The organism is Mesorhizobium sp. M6A.T.Cr.TU.016.01.1.1 (assembly GCF_003952585.1).
In the GTDB taxonomy this organism is placed as follows: Bacteria; Pseudomonadota; Alphaproteobacteria; order Rhizobiales; family Rhizobiaceae; genus Mesorhizobium; species Mesorhizobium mediterraneum.
On record NZ_CP034452.1, the window covers coordinates 4,317,682 to 4,341,803 of the forward strand.

Sequence of the window (24,122 nt, forward strand, 5' to 3'; positions counted from 1 at the left end):
TACAGCCGATAGCTACCAAGTCGTATGGGCCTTCAGCTTGAACGACCGGCCTTCGCCATAGGCACAGGTCAGAGTCGTCTGGCAGCTTGCCACATATTTCTTGTCGAAGAGATTGGTGATGTTGAGGTCGACGCCCCAGTTCTCCTTCTCGTAGCCGAGCTTCAGGTCGGCCAGCGTGACGGCCGGCACCTTCGCCGTGTTCTCGTTGTCAGCCCACGAGGAGCCGAGATGGCGTACACCGGCGCCGATCGAGATGCCGTCATACCAATCGCCGCGGAAGGTGTAGTCAACCGACGCCGAGACCATGACTTCGGGCACGATGAAAGGCGTCTTGCCGATCAGGTCTGGGTCGTCGCTCTTGGTGAAGTCGATATCATAGGCGGTCAGCGCCGCAGTCACCCTGAGATCCTCGGTGACGTTCACCTTGCCTTCGAGCTCCACACCGCGAGAGCGCAGCTCGTCGGCCTGGACCTGGGCAAAAGGATCGGTGTCGCTGGCGATGGCCACGTTCTGGCGTGTGAGGTCGAAGACCGACAGGGTGAACAGGCCATCGATGAAGGTCGGTTCATACTTGACGCCCACCTCATACTGCACGCCCTCTTCCGGCTTGAACAGGTCGCCATTCGCGTCGGTTCCGATGATCGGATTAAAGAAGGTGGCGATGCTGGCATAAGGAGTGATGCCGTTGTCGAACTCATAGGCGAGACCAGCGCGGCCGGAGAAATCGCCAACGGTGCTGCTCTGGTCGATGACGGGAAGGCCGAAGGTCTCCGAATAGTAGGTCGGACGGTTGTCAGCTTCGAGCCAGCCGCGATCGTAGCGGCCATTCAGCGTCACCAGCCAGCCATCGCCGAAGCGAAGCTGGTCCTGTGCATAGAGGCCGAGCTGCTTTTGCGTCAGGTCCTGGTTGAGGTAGCTGACGCGAGGCGTCAGTGGCGAGCCATAGATCGGGTCGAACGCATCTATGGGATTGTCATAGTTTAGATCGAAGAGGCCAGACGACTGCACCTGGTCGATGTTGTAATATTTGAAGTCCACACCGACGAGAATCGTATGTTCGATCGGGCCGGTTTCGACTTTGCCCTCGATCTGGTTGTCCATGAGGAAGGTTACGACGTCGGTGTCATGGTCAAAATTTATGCGGGCCAAGTCAGTAGGCCCTCCGATGGTCGACCAGCCGTTTGGATAGACGCTCACTTCATCGATGCTCGCTGCGCCGAAGCGAGCGTTCGAGCGCACCGTCCAGTCATTGTCTAACGTGTGCTCGAACTCGTAGCCGATCGAGCCCTGTTCGCGCTTGTAGAGATCGATGGACGGTTCTGTGAAGTTGGCGTCGGGATCGATGCGTCCGTAGTTGACGCCGCCGACTATGTGATCCACCACCGTTCCGTCATAAGGCAGGAAGTTGCCGCCATTGTGGTTCTCGTCGATGTGGCTGAAATTCGCGAGCACCGTCAGCCGGGTCTGCTCGTCGGGCTGCCAGGTGATGCTTGGCGAGATGAAGCCGCGCCAGCCGTCCTGCAGATCGCTATAGGTGTCGCCGCCGGCGACGCGACCGTTGACGCGATAGCTGACCACGCCGTCGCCGGACACGTCGCCGATGTCGAAGCCGAGATAGGCCCTACCGGCGTCGTTGACGCCGGTTTCGACATAGCGCTGCCTGCCGTCGGGACGCTTGCTGACATAGTTCACGATGCCGCCCGGATTGCTGCCGCCATAGAGCACCGAGGCCGGACCTTTCAGCACTTCGATGCGCTCGATCCCGAAGGAATCGACGTAAAATCCACCGAAGCCATAGCTGAACAGCTGCAGGCCATCCATGTAGATGCCGGTGTCCGTCGCCTGGAAGCCACGGATGAAAATCCAGTTGGTGTCGCTGTCGGGGCCGAAGGGCTGCGTGAAAACGCCGGCCGTATATCGCAGCGACTCGTCGATCTTCTGCGCTCCCTGATCGTCGATTTCCTGCCGTCCGATCACCGAGACGGATTGCGGGATCTCGGTGAGTTTGGTCGCGGTCTTGGACCCGGTCTTTGTCTCCTTGGCAACGACGCCGTCGACCGGTCCGGTCGCGCTGTCGCCGGCCTCGCCCTCGACCACCACAGGCTCGAGCTGGACGTCGTTTTGCTGGGCGAACGCGGTCATGGTCGGGATCGAAGCGAGGGCGGCGCCCGCCAACAGCAGCTTCATCCGGCAGATTCTGTTCATAAGGCAAACCCCAGGGTTATCGAAACGCATATACCTGACTGTTTACCTCAGCTTATGTTGGGGTCATTGGATGGATTTGCGGGGTTTGTCGGTTTTTGTCCCAAAAGGCGGACATTGCGACTTGATGTTGCATCGCTGCGCCTGCCGGCGCTCCTCATCCACGCACCAGGCGTCAATCCGACGACGGATTTGAACACCCGCGTCAGATGCGCCTGATCGAAAAAGCCGGTTGCTTCCGCGATATCGCCGAGTGAGGCGGATTCATGCGCCATCATTGTCTGAATTTTTCGAACCCGTGCCTGCATCTGCCAACGGTGCGGCGGTATACCCGTAGCCGCCTTGAATGCGTGGCTAGTGGCAGTTTCCGACAGGCCCGTCAGCGCGGCCAGATCGGCAAGACGGATCTTGCCCAGGCAATGGGCGTCGATGTAGTCGGTGACTAGGCGCAGCTTTCGACGAGACAGCGGCGTGCGGCGCCGCTGTCCGTCCGGTTGGCCGATTTCGAAAAGCCCGGCGAACAATGCATTCAGCAGGCCCTCGCCGTAGAGATCGTGCATCGGCTGGCCGCTGTCGCATTCGGCCGCGATCAGGCCGGCAAGCATGGCGATCCGGTCGTCGCGAAACTGAAACCGCGCCACATGCAAGGCGTCGCGGTCCAGGCTGCCGCCGAAACGGCGCGTCAGCGCTGCCTCGTCGAAGTGCAGATCGAGGTGCTTGATTCGGTGCAGGCCCTCGACTCTACCCCTGATCGGCACCCCCGCCGGTATGTAGGCCATGGAAAATGCCCGGTCATGACGGCGCAATTCGCCTTTCAAGCCCTCAACGAAGAAGGCGCCGTCGCCGTCCACATCCAGCGCCACAAAGAGCCGGGGGTCGGGAGAGACATAATAGCCTCCCGCTTGCTCCCCGCACGCAACGTCCCAGAGGTCGGCGACGGCGCCGTCCCAGACATGCCCTTTCAGGCCGCCAATGACGGAAAAACCCTGGATACGACTTTCCATGCGTGGGGCGAAGGCCACTTCCTGTTTCCCTGATGGCATGATCTCTCAGCCTTGATATATTTCATGATGAAAATTATCAAGTTTTGTCGAGAGGGCAACAGCGGCGTAGTCGCTTCAGGGTTTGGCGAAAGCCGAAGCAACATCCGATCTCCCCCCTTGTGGGGGAGATCGGCAGCTTCGCCGATGGCGAGCTTTTGGACTCTAATTTCGCGCTGCTTCGAGACGCGCGCGAAATTCCTCGAGCTCCGCTTCGGCAATGCCGGCGACTTCGGCGTCGCTGGGATAGCCACCCCCGGCAACCTCCTTGCGGAAGCCCGACAGCGCCTCGATCCGTGCGTCCCTGACAGCTTGGTGCAAGGCAGCCAGATTGCCCCAGGCACGCGCGTGGCGTGGCAGGCGGGTGCTCTCACCGCAAATGTCCGAGGTGAACAGGAAGATGACGTCCGCTTCGGCGCCCGAGCCAAGCGACACGGTGACAAGCGAGGTGCGGCGGTTGATCTCTGCCATCACTTGGGCCGGGATGATTTCGCATTCGACGGCGAAGGCGCCGGCATCCTCCAGCCGCCGGAAGCGGTCCCACAATTCCAGCGCTTCCACGGCGGTCTTGCCGACCGCCCTGATGCCGCCAACCCAGGTGGATTTGCGCGGCACGAAGCCGAGATGCCCCATGACAGGGATCTGTTCGTTGGCGAGCAGCCGGACACTGTCATTGCCGCGCCCGGTGATCACCGCGTCGGCGCCGGAGGTGATGGCGCGAAAGGCCGTGCGCAGGATCTCGTCGCCGGTGACGGCGTCGGCGAAGCCGAGGGCCGCTGTCACGAAAACGCGCCGCGACCCTTCGCGCACGCGCAAAACGTTGGCGGCGCGGCAGACGACCATCTCGACGCCGGCGGCCTCGGCAGCTGCCGCCTCATCCGCCGTTTCCGCCGTCACCTGTGCGACATGGCGACCGGTCCCCTTGAGCGCGCGCAGATCCGCGACGGTTACACTGCGCTCGACCTCGCGGCCGCCGCAATCAAAGATGCGCGGCATCTCAGCCTTTCAGCTTCTTGGCGTAATAGTCCGGCGCGACGACACCCGGCTTGGAGAACCAGGCCGGCACGTCGACGCCGGAATAAAGCAGGATGTTGCCCCACGGATCGAAGGCGCCGGTGCGCACGATAACCTTCGCCTTTGCCGCCATCTCGCCGAGGATGGTCTCGTGCTTGGTGGTCTCGAAATCGGCGTCGGGGAACAGCCGCTTCAGATTGGCCAGCAGCGGCGCGTTGTGCACTGGCAGCGTATCGGCATAGCCAACACGCTCGGCGATGAAATTGGCTGCGATCGGCGCCAGCACGGTTTCGAGATCCGGCACGTCAGGCGAGATGGCGAGGTCGATGCGCCAGGCGGTCGAGGGGATCGGAAAGCCTGCATCGCAGACGATCATCAGGTCGCCATGGCCCATCGAGGCGATGGCGTGCGCCAGTTCGGCATTGAGCAGCCGGTTTCGGTTCATGTCGTTTCCTTCCATGTTGTCTTGAGGGCCTGGGCGTAGAGCGCGTCAGCCTTGGCTCGCGTGGGCAGGCCGGGAATGACGCCGAGCTCGGTGCAGGCGATCGCGCCACAGACGACGCCGAAGCGGACAGCGTCGACGATGTCGCGGCCTTCGGCGAGCGCCACCGCAAAGCCCGAATTGAACGCATCGCCGGCGCCGGTCGTGTCGACGACGGTGACCGGCACTGCCGGCACCATCACATCGAGCTCGTCGGTCAGGATCAGCGCGCCACTCCGGCCCAAGGTCACCACCACGTTGCCGACGCCGCGGCGGCGCAACTCGCCAGCGAGCTCGCGCGATGAGCGTGGATCGTCGGCCGGCAGGCTGAGCAGAATGCGCAGCTCGCTCTCGTTCGGCGTCAGATAGTCGACGGAGGCGAAGATCGCGTCAGGAAGCTGGCGCGCCGGTGCGGGATTGAGGATCGTGCGGGCGCCATGCTTGCGGCCGAGCTCCATGGCGCGGGCAGCGGCGGCGATCGGCACTTCGAGCACCGTCATGACGACGTCGCTCTCGGCGATGCGCCGTTCGCCCAAGTCGACGGTCTCGGCATCCATCAGCTCGTTGGCGCCCATGTCGAGGATGATGAAGTTCTCGCCCCTGTCGTTGAGGATGATAAAGCCGACGCCGGTGGCGCGCTCCGCACGCGTCGTGACCAGGCTCGAGTCGACGCCTTCGGCGGCGTAGAGATCGGTGGCGATCCCGGCCAGCTTGTCGGTGCCGATGATGGCGAGCAGCGACGAGGCGGCGCCCAGCCTTGCGGTGGCGACGGCCTGGTTCGAACCCTTGCCGCCCGGCCCCATGTCGAAATCGGTGCCGAGCATCGTCTCGCCGAAAATCGGCAGCTTGGGCGCCCGCATGGTCAGACCGACCGCGAAACTGCCGACGATTGTGATTTTGGGTGGTGTCATCAATGCCCTCGTTCAGGACGCTATGGCGCGGGCCAGGATCGCTTCCTCGTTGATGCCGGCGCCGGTCAGTTCACCCGAGATCCGGCCGTTGCGCAGCACCAGAACGCGTTCGGCGTTCATGATCAATTCCGGAATCTCCGACGAGATCATCACCACCGCCACGCCTTCGCCGGCGATGCCGCGCAGGATGGCATAGATCTCGGCCTTGGCGCCAACATCGACGCCGCGCGTCGGCTCGTGCAGGACCAGCACGCGTGGATTGGTGACGAGGCTACGCCCGAGGATGATCTTCTGCTGGTTGCCGCCCGACAAAGTCGCCAGTTTCTGCCCGAGATGTGAAATGCGCGCGTCGAGCCGGGCGACCTGCGCGCGGGCTTCGCGGCCGACCGCGCCGCGCCGCATGAAGCCGGCGAGCGAAAAGCGCGGCAGCGAGGCCGAGACGACATTGTTGGCGACGCTCATCGACAAAAGCGCGCCCGCGCCGCGCCGGTCCGCCGGTACCAGCGCCATGCCGTTGCGGATCGAGGCGTGCGGGTCGGCTGCGCGCAACTCCTTGCCGTCGATGGTGATGCGACCGCTGCGGCCGCATAGTCCGAACAGGGCCTCGCCGAGCGTGTCCTTGCCGGAATCGGGCAGGCCGCCAATGCCGAGGATTTCGCCCGCGCGGGCGCTAAAACTCAGCTCATCCAGCCCCGGTGCGGTCAGCTTCTCGACGGAGAGCACGATCGGCGCGGCATCCGACCGCGCCTCGGGTTGCAACGACCACTGGGTCGCGGTGTCGAGCTCGCGGCCGACCATGGCGCGGATCAGCCGGTCTTCCGACAGGCCGTCATTGTCCAGCGTCTCGATGGTGCGCCCGTCGCGCATCACGGTGATGCGGTCGGCAAGGTCGAGCACTTCCTTCAGATGATGTGAGACGTAGATGACGGTGACGCCCTCGCTGCGCAATTGCCTGACGATATCGAACAGCCGCTCGCTCTCGCGCTTGGAAAGCGCCGAATTGGGCTCGTCGAGGACAAGCAGGCGGGCACGCTGGCGGATGGCGCCGGCAATCTCGACCAGCTGCATTTCGGCCACGGAAAGCCGGCTAACCTTGGTGTCGGGGTCGAGCTTGCCCATGCCGAGGCGGGTCAAGGCGGCCCGCGCCTCGCGCCGCATCTCCTCGCGCGGCACCAACGACACGGCCGAGCGTGCCGCCATGTCCGACATCATGATGTTGTCGGCGATGGTCAGCGTCGGGCAGAGCGCCAGTTCCTGATAGACCACGGTGATGCCGGCGGCCCGGCTGGCCAGCGGCGAGGCGATGGTGGCCTCCTCGCCGTCGATGCGGATTTCACCGCCGTCCGGCTGCAGATCGCCGGCAAGGATGTTCATCAAGGTCGATTTGCCGGCGCCGTTCTCGCCGATGACGGCATGCACCTCGCAGGGGCGGAAATCGACGGAAATGCGGTCGAGCGCCAGCACCCCGGGAAACCGCTTGGTCAGGCCGGAGATCTCGACGATGGGGGCAGGGGTCTGTTGCTCTGTCATTGGCTGGCTGGACGAAGAGCTGCCGACCCAAGGCCGGCAACTCCCGTCACGCTGGCTTGTTACTTCTTGGCGACCTCGGCGATGTTTTCCTTGGTGTAGACGCCGACGCCGGTGTCGAGATTCTCGATCGGCTGACCCTTGAGGAACTGGACGATCAGGTCGACCGCGGCAAAGCCCTGCTTCTCCGGCGCCTGGTCGATCGTCGCCTCGACATTGCCGTCCTGGACGAGTTGCACCGTCTGGTCGAGCAGGTCGAAGCCGACCACCTTGACCTTGTCGGCCGCGTTGTTGCGCTCGACCCAGGTGCCGGCGGCCGGCGTCGAGCAGCATTCGAGCGACAGCACCCCCGATATCGCTGGGTTGGCCAGCATGGCGTTCTCGATTGCCGCATAGATCTTCTGCGGATCGGTGCCGGTGTTGAGCGTTGAGACCACCTCGATGCCGGGCTCGGCGGTGAGCGCCTCGCGCGCGCCCTTCTCGCGGTCGAGCGACCACTGGGCGGCGGCGTCGATCGTGGTGATCATCACCTTGCCCTTGCCGCCCAGCACCTTGGCCATTAGCTTGCCGGCCTCGCGGCCGGACTGGACGAGGTCCTGGCCGGCGAAGGCGAGGCGCTTGCTTTCGGGATTGTCGGTGTTGAAGGTCACGACCGGGATGCCGGCGGCGATGACCCGGTCGATCAGTGGCGCCAGCGCATCGGTCGAGACCGACGAGATAGCAAGTCCGTCCATCTTGCCCATCAGCGTCTCGATCTCGCTGATCTGGCCGTCGGCGTCGGCGCCGACGGGGCCGATGAATTGAGCGCCGACCTTGTCCTCCTTGGCGGCGCGCTCGACCCCGGCCTTCATGAACGGCGCGAATTCGTTGGAGACGTCGTGGTAGGAGACGTAGATGTCGAGCGGCTCGCCGGCGGCGATCTTGGCCTTGATGCGGTCGGCCAATGCGAAATCGGCCAGCTTGGCGCCGGCATGGGCCGACAGCGGCAACAGGCTGAGCGCGGCTGCGAGAATGACATGTCTGAGTTTCATGGATAGTCCTCCCTGTTGTTGGCCTTTTGACTGGCCTGTTGCTTTGGTTTTCCTGCTTCAGCTCGGCCGGCGCGTGCTCCATTTGTCGATGCCGACCGCTATGATGATGACCAGACCGATCATCAGTTCCTGGACGAAAGGCGATACGCCCATCAGCACCAGTCCGTTGCGCATCACGCCGATGATCAGGACGCCGAGAATGGTGCCGAGGATCGTGCCTTCGCCGCCCGAAAGCGAGGCGCCGCCGACGATCGTCGCGGCGATGACGTCGAGTTCCAGGCCGAGACCGGTACGTCCGGCCTGACCGCTTGGCAGGAAGGCAAGGCTCAAAATGCCGGCGAATGCGGCCAGCACGCCCATCAGCACGAAAGCGCAGATCTTGACCGAGTTGACCGAGATGCCTGAGACACGCGCGGCCTTGGCGCTGCCGCCGACGGCATAGACACGGAAGCCGAAATTGGAGAAGGCCAGCACCACCCAGGCAAGCGCCGCGATGATGACGAAAAACACCAGCTGCATCGGGATGATGCTGAACAGATAGCCCTGGCCCATGAAGCCGAAGGTCTGCAAGACCTCGGGCAGCGCGCCGTTGCGGGCGTTCACCGTCACCGGCTGGCCGTTGGTCAGGATGAGGGCAGCACCGCGCACGATCGACAGCATGCCGAGCGTCGCAATCAGCGACGGCAGCCGGCCATAGGTAGAAAGCACGCCGTTGACGAGCCCGATGGCGACGCCGGTGAGCAGGCCGACGCCGATCGCCGGTAGAAGCGCCCAGCCGGCGATGATCAGCATGCCGGTGGCGAGGCCGGAGAATGCGTAGGTCGAGCCGACCGACAGGTCGACCTCGCCGGCGATCAGCACGAATGTCATGCCGACCGCCATGATCCCGAGCAGTGAGATCTGGCGACCGACATTGAGCAGGTTCAGCGACGTCAGGAACCCGTCGGTGGCGAAGGACAAAAACAGGCACAGCACGAGCAGCGCGATGAACACGCCAGCTTCGCGCGCCCGCGACAGCCGCGCCAGCGTCAATCGGTCCGCGGCTGGCGCGCGCGCGCCGGTCCTGACCGCATCGGCCATACAGCATCCTCCCTGTGTGTGGCGAACCGCCGGTCACGACCGGCACCGCCACTCCTCTTCCCGTTCCATCCTCGACCCGAACTGAGCTCGTGTGCGGGTCGATGCATGAGAGCCTATTCCCAAACAGAATCAGGATGCGGCTCTATCTCCCTGCCTTTCCACGATCTTTCCAATCATGGTTGGTGCGGGCGCGATCGCCCGTGCCTTGCTGTCGACGTCAGGACGCCTTGCGGAACGAACCGGCAGGCACCTTATGCAATTCGTCGTAATTTCCGTATTCGCGCACCTTCTTGAACGGCGCGTTCTCGATGGCGTTGTAGGAGCAGATATAGCCCCAGCGATAGGTGTCCGAACGATTGGCGTCGGAGCGGTGCAGCAGATTGCCGTCGAAGATCAGCGCGTCGCCGGCTTCCATCTCGACATAGATATGCTCGTAGCGCTTCAGCGCCGCTTCCAGATGCTCCTGCTCGACATTGGTCTGGTCGTTCTCGCGGATGTGGTTGAGGCGGCCGAGCTTGTGCGAACCCTTGAGCACCTGCAGGCAGCCATTTTCGCGGGTCGCCTTGTCGAGCGCGACATAGATGCTCATCATCTCCGGCGCGAGGCAGCCGTAATTGTACCAATAGCCGAAATCCTGATGCCATTCCCAGGCGCCGCCCTCATTGGGTTGCTTCATCGTCATCTTGTGGCTGTAGAGATAGATGGGTTTGCCGACGGCATCCTGGGCGAGATCGACCATGCGCTCGTCGCGCGCCAGAAGACCGTATTTGTCGTCCTCGGCCTTGGTCCACATCTTCAGGAGGGTGGTCTTGCCTTCCTTGTCGCCCTTGGCCATGACGGCTCCGCTCCTGGTCTCCGCCTCGAGCTGCCTGCGTGCGTGGTCACGAAAATCGTCCACCTCGGCCACGCTCAGCAGCCCCTTGCGGATAATGTACCCGTCGCTGATGTAGTGTTCCGTTTCTTCCTTGGTCATCGCGAGCATCGTCTTGCCTCCCTGGTCTTCGCGAACGGGCCCTCAGTGGCGCGATGCGCCTCGAGGGCCTTGGGAAGAGCGGGTCCAGGCAACTGAATGCCGACCTCGCCTGCCTCTTGAAAGCTACCTTAGCGGTGCTTGGCAGGGAACAAAATGGACAGCACCGCGCAGTTTTTGTATAAAACGTGCATGCGAGCAAGAACGTCGGTTCTCGAGAGTTTCCACTATGTGCCGGCGGCCGGATGGACGCGCACGGCGTTTAGCGTGCTGCGCGCCGGCAAGGTCGCCGCGGCGCCGGATTACCGGATAGAACGCGCGACCTATCCCGGCCAGGACATCCTCTATTGCCTGTCGGGCCACGGTATCGTGGAGACGCTGGGACAGCGGCTGGAGGTGCGGCCGGGCCAACTGGTGTGGATGGCCAACGAGGCGCCGCATGTGCATGCCGCCGACGAGCACGATCCGTGGAGCCTGCTCTGGTTCAGGCTCGACGGCCCGGACCCGGCGATCCTGCGGCGCAAGCTGTTCGGAGAGGGGACCTTGCGGGCCGTGTTCCCGGAAGCCATGAGTCCAGTCGCGTGGTTCGAGCGGCTGTTTGCCGCGTTGCGGCGGCGCGACGCCAGCCTTGATTTCAGGCTCAACCAACTGGTCGCCGAATTCGTGCTTTTGGTCGACCGGGCGCTCGCCGGCTCCGGTCCTGATGATTTGCCGAAGCCGCTAGCCGCTGCCCTGGACGCCATGCGCGGTGAACCCGGCTTCGCCTGGACGGCACCCGACCTGTTCGCCGTTACCGGGCTCGGTCCCTCGCAGATCCGGCGGCTGTTCCAAAAACATCTGCGGACAAGCCCGCATCAGTGGCTGATGCGCGAGCGGCTGATGCAGGCGCAATCGCTGCTGGTGCAGAGCGACCAGAAGCTGGCCGAGATCGCCGAAGCCTGCGGCTTCTGCGACGTCTATCATTTCGGGCGCGAGTTCAAGCGCTCGGTGGGAATCTCGCCGGCCGCCTGGCGCCGCAGCGAATTAAGCGCCGGGCCGGGACATTAGCTGGAACGTCGACTGATCAAAACGTGCTCGGTCGGGCCTTCACAGGACCTTCTGCCGGAACTTCGAATGACAGCTTGAGCAATCCTGCAGGATAAGATGCAACAGGTGCTCGGCAGGAGCCTTGGCAGGATCGGCTTGCGCCGCTGCCGGCCGCTTGCCAAGCAGACTGCCGCCGCCCATCGCCGGGCCGGTACCCATCCTCATGTCGTCGGTGATGCTGGCGGGCGCCCGCTCGGCCTTGGCGGCAAGCGTGGTGGCCAGCGTCCCGATGTGACGGGCCAGAGCCTCGAATTCCGAACGGGCTTGATCGATTTCCAACTTGGCGCCCGAAGGCGCGCCCAATGTCGCGCTCGGAAATTCCGTGATAAGCGTAGGGCCGGTGCGGGCGCGGATGGTCTCGGCCGCCGCCTTGAACGCCGCGGCGTCATAGGCCAGCTTGCCGTCGAACATCGCGGCGATCGTTTTCGCGGCGGCGGCCATCTCCTTCATCGAGGACTGGCGCGTCGCAATGATTGGGTCAGGTCCAGCCGCGGCTACCACTGCGGAGGCGCAGGCAAGCGACAGCATCACGGTGGCGGCGGTCCATTTCACTGAACCAGGCCTTCTCCCGCCAGTTCGTCGATGATCGGGCAGTCCGGCCGCTCGTCGCCATGGCAATGCTCAACCAGATGATGCAGCAGGCCGCGCAATCCCACCAGCTCGGCGATCTTCCTGTCGATCTCCACGAGCTTGGCTTTGGCAATGGCCTTCACGTCGGCGCTGTCGCGGTCCCTGTCTTGATAGAGCGACAGCAACTGGCGGCACTCGTCGACCGAAAAACCCAGGCTGCGCGAGCGCTGCAGAAATCGCAAGCGGTGGATGTCGTCTGCCGAATAGTCACGATAGCCATTCTCCGTCCGGGCCGGGCGCAAAAGCCCGATGTCCTCGTAGTAGCGTATCGTCTTGGACGGCAGGCCGGATTTTTCGGATGCGATACCAATGTTCATGATGAAAATCTCCTTGGTCAGTGGGAAAGTAAACCTTCCTGTAGCTAGAAGGTCAACCCGGGTGTGGCAATTTGGATGCCCCGCCGCAGCCGTCCCGCAGGTTCGGCGCGTCCACGATCTGCTCGTCGGTAAAACCGTGCTTGCGGACTGGGAATTTCACCTGTCCGCGATCCTTTCTCCTATCGCGGTCCTGTCGCTCTTCGGGTCGCGATCGTCAGCCCCGTCAGCTTCGCAGGTATTTGAGGAGCGCTGCAATCACGAGCACAAGGGCGACAAGCACCAGGACCCATGTGAGCCCCATGCCGCCCATCATTCACATACCCATTGGGCCATTCATCATTGCGGTCGCCTCTATGGTCGGTGGAAGCCCGCCCTCGCCGGTGAGCATCGGCGATTCCGATGGGAATTAGTTCGTCGTAAATTTCGGTCAAGACGAATGGTGCCTCAGAACATGCCCTTGATTTTCGCCCACCACCCCGTTTCCTTCTCATGGTGCGGGCGCTCGACATTGTTGGTCAGCGCGTTGACGAAGGTGACGAGATTGACCGCCGCGAAACTCAGGCCGTGGAAATTCGCGCGCCAATGGCCTTGTTTGTCGATCACATGCGTGACGGTGCCGTGCATCTGGTAACCGCCATCGGTCAAGGCGAACTTGTGGCCGAAGGCTTCCGCGAGCTTCCGGGGCGCATCCTCAGGCTGACCCGCGGTCGTGGTCAGGAACAGCCAATTGACCGGGTCGAGCCCGTGCGCCGGTCCGTAATTGCGCAGCACGTCCGGCGTGTCCCTCACAGGGTCGGTGGTGATGGTCACAAAGGTCACCTGGCCTTTCATCGGCGTGCCGTTCACCATTTTCTGGATCTCGGCGATCTTCTCGGCATGCAGGGGGCACACATCGGGGCACGATGTGTAGATGAAGTGGAGGATGACGACCTTGCCGCGCAAAGCGACCAGCCGCACGACACGCCCGTCGGCGGTACGCAGTGTGAAATCGGGCGCCGGTCTGTCGAGCGTCTGGAAATATTTCTCGTCGCTCTGAAGCATGGCATCGACTTCGTCGAGCGAGTGAGCTTGCGCCGGATACGCAAAGCCTGCGATCAGTGCCGCGATGGCAATTACGCGTAGCAGCAAACGCCTCCATTCGTTCAAAGCCGGCGCGACGCAGCGAGCCTTTGGCTCGGACATATCTGCTCCTTTCTCACCTGGCAGCGATGCGGCTGCGGATGAAGTCGACCATGTCGGGCGCGTCCCATTCCGCCGGGCCGATCAGCCGGCCGACTTCCTTGCTGTTGCGATCGATCAGCAAGGTCGCTGGAAGGCCAACGGTGCCGATGGCGAACATGGCCTTGCCGGAGGTATCGATATTGAGGGCGAGATGCTCGATGCCGATCTCGGCGAAGAACTTTTTCACGATGTCCGGGCCAGCGCGGTCCATCGACAGCGCGACGACCTCGAAATCCCGCCCGCCGAGTTTGGCCTGCAGCCGGTCGAGCGTCGGCATCTCCTTCCGGCAGGGCGCGCACCATGTCGCCCAGACGTTGAGCAGCACGATTTTGCCGGAAAAATCGGCAAGGCTTCGGGGTAGACCATCGCCGTCCTCGAAGCTGATTTCTGGCACCGGCGCCGGGGTTTCGTGAACGGCAAAATTCTGCGGCGGTTCGGAAGCCGATGCCGACCGCGAAAACACCAGCAGCACGCCAACCAGGGCCATGGCCAGTTTGCTCATGGTCGCTTTCACCGCGTCGCGTAGACGGTGGGCGCGTTGCCGTCCTTGGTGAAGGCGTAGATCGTCCAGGTCCCTGACTTCTCGCCGCCCATGCCGGGCGCGCCGGTCGGCATGCCGGCCAGGGTGATGCCTGATATGGCGGGGCGTTCGGTCAGAAGCTTCCTGACGATGTCGATCGGCACTAGGCCGTCGATGACATAGCCGTCAACCATCAGCGTGTGGCAGCCTTCGAGGTCGGTGGGCACGCCGGCATCGCTGCTGATCTGGGACAGATTGTTGACCGGCTTGATATCGACCTTGAAGCCGTTCTGTTCGAGATAGGCGGCATAGGCCTCGCAACAGCTGCATTGCGGGTTCTTGTACATGATGGCGTTGATCGTCGCGGCAAGGGCGGGCATTGGCGTTGCGATTGCGAGGGCGAAGGCAGCGAAGGCGTAGGTCGGTTTCATGGCAGTTCTCCTTGGTTGAATGAAAAGAGCTTTACGTCACGCGGAAGACGGTCATCAGGCCGGCGATCTGATGGTCGGCGACATGACAGTGCAGCATCCAGTCGCCGGGATTGTCGGCGACGAACGCGCATTCGATCGTATCTTTTGGGGCAAGCAGCGCCGTGTCTTGCCATTGCCGGTGCGGCACCGGCGAACCGTTGCGCGAAAGTACCGACATGCTGAAGCCATGGATGTGCATCGGATGCCACCAAGCGGTTTCGTTACGCATGGTGAGATGACAGGTCTTGCCACGATTTAGCGTGAATTGCGGCGCCATGCCGGCGTGACCGTCGCCGGTCATCGACGTGCCGTTGATCGCCCAGGCAGCCTCGCCATTCATACCGGGCATCCCCATCATGCCGCCGACGCCGGCGAGCTTGCCGCCACCCATCATGCCGCCTTGCAGCACGATCTCTTGGCGCTCGGCCCCGGCGAGACCGGGGGCCGGCAGCGGATTGGCCGGCAAGCGCAGGGGCGCGTCGAGAGGATGGGGCCGCAGCGGCGGACCGGTGTCATAGACGAGGTTGGTCAGCGCGTAGGCGAGGCCGTCATAGAAGTCGTCGGTCACCGCATAACGCTTGCTCGGATCGCCCTGCATGTCGAGCACGATGTCGATGCGCATGGCCGGCGCGAGCACAATGCGCCCGTCATCCGGTTCGTGCGGATCGCAGGGCTGGCCGTCGATCGCGACGACAACCGGGCGATGACCTTCGAAGCGCAAGGCCATGATGCGGGCGAGCGACGCATTGGCCAGTCGCAACCTGACGCGCTCGCCGGCGCGCACCTTCTGATCTGCCGGCGCCCCACCGTTGATGGTGACGACATTGCCGACGCGGCCGGACATCGCCGCGTCCATCATGTTGCCGAAGCCGGCAGCGATCTGTCCATCCTTGGCAAGCCGCCAGTCCTGCAGCAGCCACACGAGATCGCGGTCGACGGCGACCGGCTCGGCCTCCTCGACGATCAGTGCGCCGGCAAGGCCGCGGCCGAGCTGCACCAGGCTGTCGGCATGAGGATGATACCAGAAGGTGCCGGCATCGGGCGGCGTGAACTCATAGACGAAGCTCTCGCCCGGCTTGATCGGCGGCTGGGTCAGGCCCGGCACGCCGTCCATCGCATTTGGCAATCTTATGCCATGCCAATGAACCGTCGTGTCTTCATCGAGCCCGTTGTCGACGACGATGCGGGCCGGCTCTCTTTGCCGCAGGCGCAGCGTTGGGCCGGGAACTGTCCCGTCATAGGCCCACACTGGGGTTTGCGGGCCATCGGTGCCGGTGAGCCGGGCCTGGCTCGGCGCGACCTTGACCCGGCGTTCCTCCGTGGCGGATGCCCACCCGGGACGCATTGGTGCAGACGCGGCAACCCCTGCCGCCGCAATGAGAAACCTGCGGCGTGAAATCAAATGACTGGAATCGGAATGCACCCTTACGCCCTTTGCGATCTCGATCGACGGCGAGCATCTCGACATCGATTGAACTGCTGTCCGGGCCCGCTACGCCACAATGAGCGCAGTGGGCGATCGAGCGCCGACAATCAGCCGCAGGACGGCTGAAACGGCGTCAGATCAGATCGCTTGTCTTGGAGGGTATGGGTCGGGCAGGGAACTTCGCCCGTGAAGAAGCGGGGTCGGTAGCGCCAACGGCTCCTGCATCCGCACAACTATCCTCATGGCGATGCCTTGCGGCAGCACCGCGAGCACCGGTGCGATGCAGGTCGGCGGGCAATGCATAGGATCGCCTTTGTCGCCGGCTCCTTTGGGGCACGCCTTGCAGTCGCCAGCCATGTCGGACGACATGGCCGTGTCCGCGTCGGAGTGCATGACCATGGCTTTGTCCGACGTCGTCGTCATCATCTGCGCCGACATAACGCTCGCCTGAGCGCCGGCAAGGCTGAACCCGGCGGTCAGGAAGACCGTGAGCAGCATGACAAGCAATTGCTTTGCCGACCGGCGTGCCATCATGCGCATAGGCTGACCGCAAAGTGCGGCATTTGCAAGTCCCAATGCCCTGACATCAAGACGAGAAAGAAGCCTTGGCTTCATACCGCTCACGCGATTTGGCGACCGGCTTCGAGAGTTCGCAACCCCCAGCGGACCGATGCGACCTAAGTGCTGGCGTGCGCAGATCAACATCGTGCTTTGCTTAAACGATCGGGCGATTGGAATCGGAACAGCAGGAAAGCGCGTGACACATCGGCGTCAGCTAGCGCCGCGACCTGGGTTTCGGAGTAGATCCAAGTGACTACTTAGTCCTGCGTCGCCTTTTCGCTAAAGGCGAATGTTAACGAAGGCCAAGGAAGCTGAGTATCGCTATTACGATAACGACGGCCCCAACCAGCCAGATGATATTGTTCATGACAGCTCTCCTTTGTCTTTTCCGCGAATCCCGGGCAGCTGGACATAATTTGTGGAACGCCTGCTCGGCATTCTTGTTCCAATAGCCGCCCTCAGGACCGGGAGGCCCGCGCCTCTGGAGGAGCGCGGGCCGACCGGGGTACGGGCCCCGATCCAGCAGCCAATATCCGGGAGATACCCGCTGTCATCCTACAACTGTTAGTATGCGCTAATGTTCCGTCGATGCAGGAAAAAGACGGTGCCCGGTGAGTGCCGGACGCAAGGCGCCTCGGCCCGCGGCTCGCATCTTGCCAGAAGCGCGGGCTCTCCCGTCGACGCCTCGGCGATGGAGCCTATATTGCTAGTGTCGGCGAACCGCAGCATCGCTTTGCAACAGCGTGTGCTGAATCTCGGGATGAAATCAGTTTTCGGAAACGTTTATCGAACAACGCTCCATCCTTGGTGAGCAAAGACCCTCCGGCGGTGGCCTCACGTTACACCGTGCATACGCCGAGGAGACAGAATATGCCGGCCAAAGCCTATATCAACCGGATCGCGACAGCGGTGCCGGAGCACGAGGTTCATCAATTCTATCTGCGTTTCGCGGCCTCCATGCTTGTGGCCGATCGCCGAAGAATTTTCGAACGCATGGCTGATCTCGCCGGCATCGAGCGCCGCTATTCCTGCTTTGCACCCGCTGGCGACCCCGAAGGACCATCAGCAGATCTGGCTGGGACTTTTATCCGGGGCGCCTTTCCTGGAACGGCCGAGAGAATGGCAATGTTCGGAGATGCCGCGCCTGTTCTGGCGCAAAAAGGCGTCGACGGATTGGAGCTTGGCGATGACGCTCGCCGCATCACTCATCTCGTCGTTACCACCTGCACCGGTTTTTCGGCGCCGGGCATCGACCTGGATCTGGTTGCGCGATGCGGCCTGCCGGACAGGGTCGAACGCACGATGATTGGTTTCATGGGATGCTACGCGGCGATCAACGGTCTCAAGCTTGCCCGCCACATCGTCCGCTCCGACCCTCGCGCCAAGGTCCTCCTGGTCAATATCGAACTCTGCACGCTGCATCTGCGCGAAACGACCGAACTGGAAAAGCTGCTGTCGTTCTGCCTCTGGGGCGACGGCTGCGCGGCCGCGCTCGTCACCGCAGAGCCGGCCGGCGTCGAGCTCGAGAGCTTTCATTGTATCGTGGCGCGTGAGCGGCGTGACCTGATGAGCTGGAGCATTCGCGACCACGGCTTCGAGATGGTTCTTTCCGGCCAGGTCCCGGCAGCGATTCATGAAGCGTTGCGGAGCAACCAGGACGCCATCCTCAGCGGCCGGACAGCGGAAGCGGTCGACCTTTGGGCCGTGCACCCGGGTGGACGGTCGGTTCTCGACGCCGTCGAAAGGGCTCTGAAACTCGCGCCCACCGCGCTGGAGCCATCGCGCGAGGTGTTGCGCCGATACGGAAACATGTCGTCAGCGACCGTCATGTTCGTGATGAAGGAGATGCTGAAGGCGCCGCCGGGCCTGCTCGGCTGCGGCATGTCGTTCGGACCCGGGCTGACGGCCGAAACCATGCTTTTTCGAACCGTGTCATGAGTGGCCTGGAGCACCGTAAGCTTGCGCCGGAAATCCTTGACGGACTTGCGGCCGACGATCCGCGAGCGCTTGCCACGCGCCGCGACCTTCGTCACATCAACGCGCTGATGTTTCAGGCAAAGATCATGGCGTCGCTGCTCGGGAAATTTGTGCCAAAGCCGCCACGCCGGATTCTGGAGATCGGCGCCGGCGATGGCTCCTTCATGCTGGCGGTAGCGCGGCGCATGGCCGGGCAATGGCCTGGGGTCGAACTGGTGATGCTCGACCGCGTCGACCTCATCACCGCGCAATTGCGTGGTGATTTCGACAGGCTGGGGTGGACGGCCGAAGGCATCACCGCCGATGTCTTCGACTGGGCAAGAAAGAATGAGGGCAGGCGGTTCGACGCGATCACCGTCAATCTGTTTCTGCATCATTTCGACGATGCCGAGCTCGTGCGCCTGTTTTCGCTGATGGCGCCGAAGGCCCCGCTGCTGTTGGCGACAGAGCCATTGCGGGCAAAACTGGCGCTGGCCGCTACCCGTCTTCTCCCGGCAATCGGCGCCAATGACGTCACACGAAACGACGCCGCTCAAAGCGTGCGTGGCGGCTTTCGCGGCAATGAGCTTTCCGGTCTCTGGCTTGCGGCAAAAGGCAAACCGGTCGAGGAACGGCGCGCCGGCCTTTTTTCCCACATTTTCGTCGGTGCCAGCGCCGGTGATGACCTATGACGCGGACCCATGACGCGATCATCATAGGCGCCGGCCCGGCGGGCACGTCCGTCGCGCTCACGCTGGCCCGGCGCGGGTGGGCCGTGGCTATCGTGGAGAAGAGCGTGTTCCCGCGCCGCAAGGTCTGCGGCGAATATATATCGGCAAGCAATCTTGCGCTTCTGGACCAGCTGGAGATCGGCGATGCCTGGCGTGCCAATGCCGGCCCCGAAATCCGCCGCGTCGGCTTCTTTTCCGGCGAAGCTAGTGTCGAGGCGCCCATGCCTCCTGCAAAAAATGGGCCCCGTGCAAAAGATCGGCCCGCTGCAAACGATGGTTTCGGCCGGGCGCTTGGCCGGGACATTCTCGACTGTCTGCTTTTGCAGGCGGCGCGATCGGCGGGCGTCGAGATATTTCAGCCTTGCCGCGCCGTCGCCATCGAGCGGGATGGCGAGGTGCAAATGGTGCGAATTCAAGCCGGAGACGAAACGTCGATGTTACGTGCCTCGGTGATTGTCGCCGCACACGGCTCCTGGGAACCAGGACCGCTGCCCAGCCAGCCCGGAAAGAGCAACCGCCCCTCGGACCTGCTCGGCTTCAAGGCGCATTTCGCCGGGTCGTCCCTGGCGCCTGATTTGATGCCTCTGCTGGCGTTTCCGGGCGGTTATGGCGGCATGGTCTCGGCGGATCATGGCCGGTTGTCGATCTCGTGCTGCATTCGGCGCGATATGCTGGCGCGGTTGCGTAAACACCGTGGCCCAAACCACAGCCATGTATCGGCCGCCGATGCGGTCTCCCGCCATCTGATGGAATCGTGCCGGGGTGTCAGGGATGCCCTTGGCGCAGCTCACCGCGACGGTCCGTGGCTTGCCGCAGGCCCGATCCGGCCGGGCATTCGCTCCTGCTACGAACGGGACATCTTCCGCGTCGGCAATGCAGCCGGAGAGTCTCATCCTGTTATCGCCGAGGGCATCTCGATGGCGCTTCAGTCCGGCTGGCTGCTGGCTTGCGAACTCGCATGCGCGCCAAGCGGCCGGGTGGGGCGCGAGGCTGCCGGCAGACGCTATGAGGCGGCCTGGAAAAGACTGTTTTCGACACGGGTCCACGCCGCTGCAGCACTTGCCGGAATTGCCCTTCGCCCCGGCAGCGCCACCTTGATGGCGGCAATTGTCCGGAATTTCCCGCAGACACTGACATTGGGCGCGCAACTAAGCGGCAAGACAAAGCCGGTTCCCGGCTTTGTCTGACAAGTGGTGCGACGCGTCAGGCGCAAACCAAGTGCCACAGCGTCCTCGACAAGCGTTAGCTCTGCGGCAGCAATGCTGGCGCAAACAACAAACGGGCACCGTCTTTTTTTCGGTTTCGATGGAACAACATCCGCCCGCCACGGTTGGAAGCGCAGTCGTTCTACTCCAGCGACTATGAAGGCCGTTCGGACGGCATTCGGACAAAGGCCCCGCGCTTCCTCCCCGCGGGGCCTTTTCTGTCGCTGCAGGAATTTTCACGGAATTTGGAGCGCACCCGAACCGGGCGGGCTAGCCGGGCCTATTAAATGCTGCCGTCATGGCTCGTCGATGTCTTGTTTCGAAGGATTACGCGCGAGAGCGCGTTCCTCCTCATCGTCCGGCAGCGCCTCGTCGCTGTCCTGGTACGGATTGTCGTCGTCTTCCTCGGGCAGTTCACCCTCTTTCTCGAGGTCATAACGGATGTCGCCGTTTCCCGGCACGCTGTCTGGTAGAATTTTGCCGCCTTTGATCGCGTCCCAATCCTGCTGTTCGATTGTCGGGCCTTCGGACGGATCGTCGGATTTTCTGCGCGGTGCCATCAGAGCTCTCCTGTGCTTATGTGGATCACATGCCTAACTCCGCGGACCGCTGCGTAGTTCCTCGGCCGAACCGGCGGGATCGTTTCACGTCGATCCAGCAGCCATGTCGGTTTGGCCTGCCGACGGGCTTTTTGCCGGGCCTTTAGTCTCCGGTCTTTGGTCTCAATGAGAGCTGACCGTTAGGCCGGAGTTACAAAAGTTGAACATGGTCGAGGAACAGTCCTTCGGTCTCACTGTTGGTTTTCCAGCGCATCCCGCGCATTCAGAACAGGAGAACGACGATGAAACGCATCCTTCTGGCGTCGGTCATGCTGGCAGTATCGTCCGGGCTTTCACTTGCCCAGACGACAAGCGGAAGCTCGACGAGCGGAACCTCGACGACCACAACCATGCCCAGCACCACCGATCAGGGAACCAACTCCACCACCACAACCGATCAGGAAACTGACTCGACCACCACCAGCGGCACGAATCCGAATTCGGCCAAAGATTGCGCACCTGGCCAGCAGACCGGCAGCGCGCGAGAGGCCGCTCCTGGTCAGCAGGACACCGACACCAAGACCGCCGCCCCCGGTCAAATGAAGAAGACTACCGAAGAGTGTTGATCGGCAAATCGCCATAGGCCGGAATTGCCGGCCTATGGCTCGCCCAGCATCGTCTATGCAGACGGGGGACGGCGTGAGCCCGTCAGCGCGGCACCGGATCGAGGAAGACGTGCAGTCCGCCCTCGCCTGGGCGGCGGGCCGTTAGGCCCCATCGCCTTCACGGACGGGCTGAAGGTGAAATCCGGCGGCATGCCGACTAGCAAGCTGCCAACAATGTCATTCTGCATCCTCGCAAAACCGGCGGCCTGCGTCAGATCTCGTCCGATTGGGCGCGGCCACCGCCGCGTGCCGCAAGACCGGCCAGCAAGCGGCTTTGAACTTGCGTGATATCTAATATAAGAGCACACTTCAAAACCGGGTGGGGGGAAACAGCTCAGAAAAAGCAATCGGGAGGAAAGCCATGAACAGCATGAGCCTCACCACGCTTGAACGCGGCAAGACGACGGTCGAAGCCGCGGCCCTTGAAGCGCTTTCGGCACAGTTGCGCGGCACCGTGCTGAGGGAAGGCGACGCCGCCTATGACGACGCACGCAGCATCTGGAATGCCATGATCGACCGGCGGCCCGGGCTGATCGTGCGCTGCGCCGGTGCCGCCGACGTCATCGCCTCGGTGAATTTTGCCAGGGAAAACCGGCTTCTTGTCGCGGTCCGCGGCGGCGGCCACAACATCGCCGGCAGTGCCGTCTGCGATGGCGGCCTGATGATCGATCTGTCGCCGATGAAGTCGGTGCGGGTCGATCCAGCGACGCGGCGGGCATGGGTGGAACCTGGAGCGACGCTCGCCGACGTCGACGCGGAAACACAGGCCTTCGAACTGGCAGTGCCGATCGGGATCAACTCGACCACCGGCATTTCAGGCCTGACGTTGGGCGGCGGCTTCGGCTGGATCACGCGGAAATTCGGCCTGACCATCGACAATCTTCTCGGCGCCGATGTGGTTACGGCCGACGGCAAGCTGTTGCGCGCCAGCCAGACCGAAAATCCCGACCTGTTCTGGGCGCTGCGCGGTGGCGGCGGCAATTTCGGCGTCGTCACGGCCTTCGAGTTCAAGCTCCACCACGTTGGTCCGCAGGTGCTGGCGGGGCTTGTCGTTCATCCTTTCGCCGATGCCGAAAATGTGTTGCGGGAATACCGAGCGGCGCTCGAAGCAGCGCCCAATGAGCTGACCTGCTGGGTGGTTATGCGGCAGGCGCCGCCGTTGCCGTTCCTGCCGGCCGAATGGCATGGCAAGGAGGTGCTGGTCCTGGCCATGTGCTATTGCGGCGATCTTCAGGAGGGCGAGAAAGCGACGCAAAGGCTTCGCGCCATCGGCACACCGATTGCCGATGTGGTCGGCCCCAACCCGTTCACCGGCTGGGAGCAGGCATTCGATCCGTTGCTGACGCCCGGCGCCCGAAACTACTGGAAGAGCCATGACTTCACCGAGCTTTCCGACAGCGCGATCGAGGTCGTCACGGCCGCGATACCCAGGCTTCCGGGGCCTGAATGCGAGATATTCTTCGCCCATATCGGCGGTGCCGCAGGCCGCGTGACAGCGGATGCAACGGCGTTTCCGCAACGCAGCGCGCATTTCGTCATGAATGTCCACGCCCGCTGGCGCGAACCGCAAATGGACCGCGCCTGCATCGACTGGGCGCGCGGTGTTTACGAGGCGATCAGGCCGTATGCCGCCGGCACGGCCTATGTGAACTTCATGCCCGAGGACGAGGTCGACCGGGTCGAAGCAGCCTATGGCGGCAACTATCGGCGGCTTCTGGAAATCAAGCAGCGCTACGACCCGCTGAACCTGTTCCGCATGAACCAGAATTTGCGGCCGGCGGAAAACCTGCGCGCCGCATAGGACAAGCACGCAATGACAAGGCCCGCCCCTCCGGCGGAGGTCGCGGGCCTCATTTCGGTCATGCGCCAGAGCGGTTCGCTGAACCGCTCTGGCTATTTCTTTGTGCAATTCCGGGCAGAAACCGTTGCACACTTTTCCTGGAATTGGTCTAGGCAGGCATCAAGATCGCAATGCGATGCACGCCGACCACGCTACTTGTATTCGTGGCACCGTCGGTCTTGCCCTTGGCGCAAGTGTACATCTCGCCTTCCTTAAGTTTGAATTCCTTGTCCGCCTTCTTGATCGTGAATTCGCCGGCAGCAATCGTGCATACCATGTCGTTGTCCATCACGGTTTCAGGAAAGACTGCTCCGGGCTGGAAGACTATATCGACGATTGAGATGCTCTTGTAAGCGGGAATGTCGGAGTTGCCAGTGCCGACCTCCACCACTCTGATGCCGGGCGCAACCTCCTTGCCCTCCGTCGGGCCGTATTGCTTGGCGGCCCTTGCAGGCGTCGCCAAGGCGAATAGCGGCGTTACCGCGGCGGCGGTGACGCCGAGAGCAATTGCAGACCTGCGATTCATGGTTCCCATCGCATCCTCCCGTTTGTTGGTCGCGCACAAATATGCATGACCAAGGTATATTAGCACAATCGAATTTACCTGTATGCAAAGCCGCGCCGGCAACGCTGCCTGCGCGCAGACGATTATGCGTGACGCGACGCTTTTGATCCGAGAAAGCTTCAGCTGTCGCCCGC

The 24,122-nt window shown here is 62.9% G+C and carries 24 protein-coding genes; 6 read left to right on the forward strand and 18 right to left on the reverse strand.

The features are described from left to right. Positions 1-12: 12 nt before the first annotated feature. The 9 genes from EJ075_RS20715 to EJ075_RS20755 form a co-directional block, all read right to left on the reverse strand. Positions 13-2,187, reverse strand: coding sequence for a TonB-dependent siderophore receptor (locus EJ075_RS20715; protein WP_126105544.1), 2,175 nt, complete (start codon positions 2,185-2,187; stop codon positions 13-15). Between the two features lie 65 nt (positions 2,188-2,252). Next, a complete protein-coding gene (locus tag EJ075_RS20720; protein WP_245457970.1) occupies positions 2,253-3,245 on the reverse strand; it encodes an AraC family transcriptional regulator in 993 nt (330 codons plus the stop codon). A 162-nt stretch (positions 3,246-3,407) separates the two neighbouring features. Further along, positions 3,408-4,238: a 3-methyl-2-oxobutanoate hydroxymethyltransferase gene (locus EJ075_RS20725; RefSeq protein WP_126105545.1), complete on the reverse strand. Its 831-nt coding sequence runs from the start codon at positions 4,236-4,238 to the stop codon at positions 3,408-3,410. Position 4,239: 1 nt separating this feature from the next. Continuing rightward, positions 4,240-4,701 (reverse strand): D-ribose pyranase, encoded by a 462-nt coding sequence (gene rbsD / locus EJ075_RS20730; RefSeq protein ID WP_126105546.1) that lies wholly within the window; start codon positions 4,699-4,701, stop codon positions 4,240-4,242. Then, the gene (locus EJ075_RS20735) at positions 4,698-5,648 is read right to left on the reverse strand and encodes a ribokinase (protein WP_126105547.1); all 951 of its coding nucleotides are present in this window, start codon (positions 5,646-5,648) and stop codon (positions 4,698-4,700) included. Before EJ075_RS20735 ends, rbsD begins: the two co-directional genes overlap by 4 nt. A 12-nt stretch (positions 5,649-5,660) precedes the next feature. Then, entirely contained in the window at positions 5,661-7,178 is a 1,518-nt protein-coding gene (locus tag EJ075_RS20740; protein WP_126105548.1) for a sugar ABC transporter ATP-binding protein, read from the reverse strand. Between the two features lie 59 nt (positions 7,179-7,237). Then, positions 7,238-8,206 (reverse strand): sugar ABC transporter substrate-binding protein, encoded by a 969-nt coding sequence (locus EJ075_RS20745; protein WP_095489158.1) that lies wholly within the window; start codon positions 8,204-8,206, stop codon positions 7,238-7,240. 57 nt (positions 8,207-8,263) lie between these two features. Beyond that, positions 8,264-9,286 (reverse strand): ABC transporter permease, encoded by a 1,023-nt coding sequence (locus tag EJ075_RS20750; protein WP_126105549.1) that lies wholly within the window; start codon positions 9,284-9,286, stop codon positions 8,264-8,266. A gap of 217 nt (positions 9,287-9,503) precedes the next feature. Then, complete coding sequence (locus EJ075_RS20755; protein ID WP_095489160.1) at positions 9,504-10,268, reverse strand: phytanoyl-CoA dioxygenase family protein; 765 nt, start codon at positions 10,266-10,268, stop codon at positions 9,504-9,506. Between the two features lie 180 nt (positions 10,269-10,448). On the opposite strand from EJ075_RS20755, the gene EJ075_RS20760 reads away from it, so the two are divergent. Next, positions 10,449-11,303, forward strand: a complete 855-nt coding sequence (locus tag EJ075_RS20760; protein WP_245457971.1) for an AraC family transcriptional regulator — start codon at positions 10,449-10,451, stop codon at positions 11,301-11,303. Positions 11,304-11,342: 39 nt separating this feature from the next. On the opposite strand, the gene EJ075_RS20765 is transcribed toward EJ075_RS20760, so the two are convergent. The 7 genes from EJ075_RS20765 to EJ075_RS20795 form a co-directional block, all read right to left on the reverse strand. Then, positions 11,343-11,894, reverse strand: a complete 552-nt coding sequence (locus EJ075_RS20765; protein ID WP_245457972.1) for a cytochrome c — start codon at positions 11,892-11,894, stop codon at positions 11,343-11,345. Continuing rightward, complete coding sequence (cueR, locus tag EJ075_RS20770; protein ID WP_095489162.1) at positions 11,891-12,289, reverse strand: Cu(I)-responsive transcriptional regulator; 399 nt, start codon at positions 12,287-12,289, stop codon at positions 11,891-11,893. The genes EJ075_RS20765 and cueR overlap by 4 nt, the downstream gene beginning before the upstream one ends. A 444-nt stretch (positions 12,290-12,733) precedes the next feature. Further along, a complete protein-coding gene (locus EJ075_RS20775; RefSeq protein ID WP_126105551.1) occupies positions 12,734-13,471 on the reverse strand; it encodes an SCO family protein in 738 nt (245 codons plus the stop codon). 13 nt (positions 13,472-13,484) lie between these two features. After that, a complete protein-coding gene (locus EJ075_RS20780; protein ID WP_126105552.1) occupies positions 13,485-14,012 on the reverse strand; it encodes a TlpA disulfide reductase family protein in 528 nt (175 codons plus the stop codon). A gap of 8 nt (positions 14,013-14,020) precedes the next feature. Continuing rightward, the gene (locus tag EJ075_RS20785) at positions 14,021-14,461 is read right to left on the reverse strand and encodes a DUF411 domain-containing protein (RefSeq protein ID WP_126105553.1); all 441 of its coding nucleotides are present in this window, start codon (positions 14,459-14,461) and stop codon (positions 14,021-14,023) included. A gap of 31 nt (positions 14,462-14,492) precedes the next feature. Further along, a complete protein-coding gene (locus EJ075_RS20790) occupies positions 14,493-15,968 on the reverse strand; it encodes a multicopper oxidase family protein (protein ID WP_126105554.1) in 1,476 nt (491 codons plus the stop codon). Positions 15,969-16,064: 96 nt separating this feature from the next. After that, the gene (locus EJ075_RS20795; RefSeq protein WP_245458215.1) at positions 16,065-16,424 is read right to left on the reverse strand and encodes a hypothetical protein; all 360 of its coding nucleotides are present in this window, start codon (positions 16,422-16,424) and stop codon (positions 16,065-16,067) included. A 933-nt stretch (positions 16,425-17,357) separates the two neighbouring features. On the opposite strand from EJ075_RS20795, the gene EJ075_RS20800 reads away from it, so the two are divergent. The 3 genes from EJ075_RS20800 to EJ075_RS20810 are packed head-to-tail and all read left to right on the forward strand — an operon-like array spanning position 17,358 to position 20,361. Further along, complete coding sequence (locus tag EJ075_RS20800; RefSeq protein WP_095489166.1) at positions 17,358-18,425, forward strand: type III polyketide synthase; 1,068 nt, start codon at positions 17,358-17,360, stop codon at positions 18,423-18,425. Then, positions 18,422-19,135 (forward strand): methyltransferase domain-containing protein, encoded by a 714-nt coding sequence (locus EJ075_RS20805; protein WP_095489167.1) that lies wholly within the window; start codon positions 18,422-18,424, stop codon positions 19,133-19,135. The genes EJ075_RS20800 and EJ075_RS20805 overlap by 4 nt, the downstream gene beginning before the upstream one ends. Then, entirely contained in the window at positions 19,132-20,361 is a 1,230-nt protein-coding gene (locus EJ075_RS20810) for an NAD(P)/FAD-dependent oxidoreductase (RefSeq protein WP_126105555.1), read from the forward strand. The genes EJ075_RS20805 and EJ075_RS20810 overlap by 4 nt, the downstream gene beginning before the upstream one ends. Positions 20,362-20,675: 314 nt before the next feature. On the opposite strand, the gene EJ075_RS20815 is transcribed toward EJ075_RS20810, so the two are convergent. After that, positions 20,676-20,939 (reverse strand): hypothetical protein, encoded by a 264-nt coding sequence (locus EJ075_RS20815; RefSeq protein WP_095489169.1) that lies wholly within the window; start codon positions 20,937-20,939, stop codon positions 20,676-20,678. A 281-nt stretch (positions 20,940-21,220) separates the two neighbouring features. Here EJ075_RS20815 and EJ075_RS20820 point away from each other — a divergent pair, with 281 nt between their 5' ends. Both EJ075_RS20820 and EJ075_RS20825 read left to right on the forward strand, forming a co-directional pair. Continuing rightward, the gene (locus EJ075_RS20820) at positions 21,221-21,544 is read left to right on the forward strand and encodes a hypothetical protein (protein WP_126105556.1); all 324 of its coding nucleotides are present in this window, start codon (positions 21,221-21,223) and stop codon (positions 21,542-21,544) included. Between the two features lie 400 nt (positions 21,545-21,944). Next, positions 21,945-23,384, forward strand: coding sequence for an FAD-binding oxidoreductase (locus tag EJ075_RS20825; protein WP_095489171.1), 1,440 nt, complete (start codon positions 21,945-21,947; stop codon positions 23,382-23,384). 148 nt (positions 23,385-23,532) lie between these two features. Here EJ075_RS20825 and EJ075_RS20830 read toward each other — a convergent pair whose 3' ends face one another. Beyond that, on the reverse strand, positions 23,533-23,958 hold the full coding sequence (locus EJ075_RS20830) for a hypothetical protein (RefSeq protein WP_095489267.1): 426 nt from the start codon (positions 23,956-23,958) through the stop codon (positions 23,533-23,535). Positions 23,959-24,122: the final 164 nt, after the last annotated feature.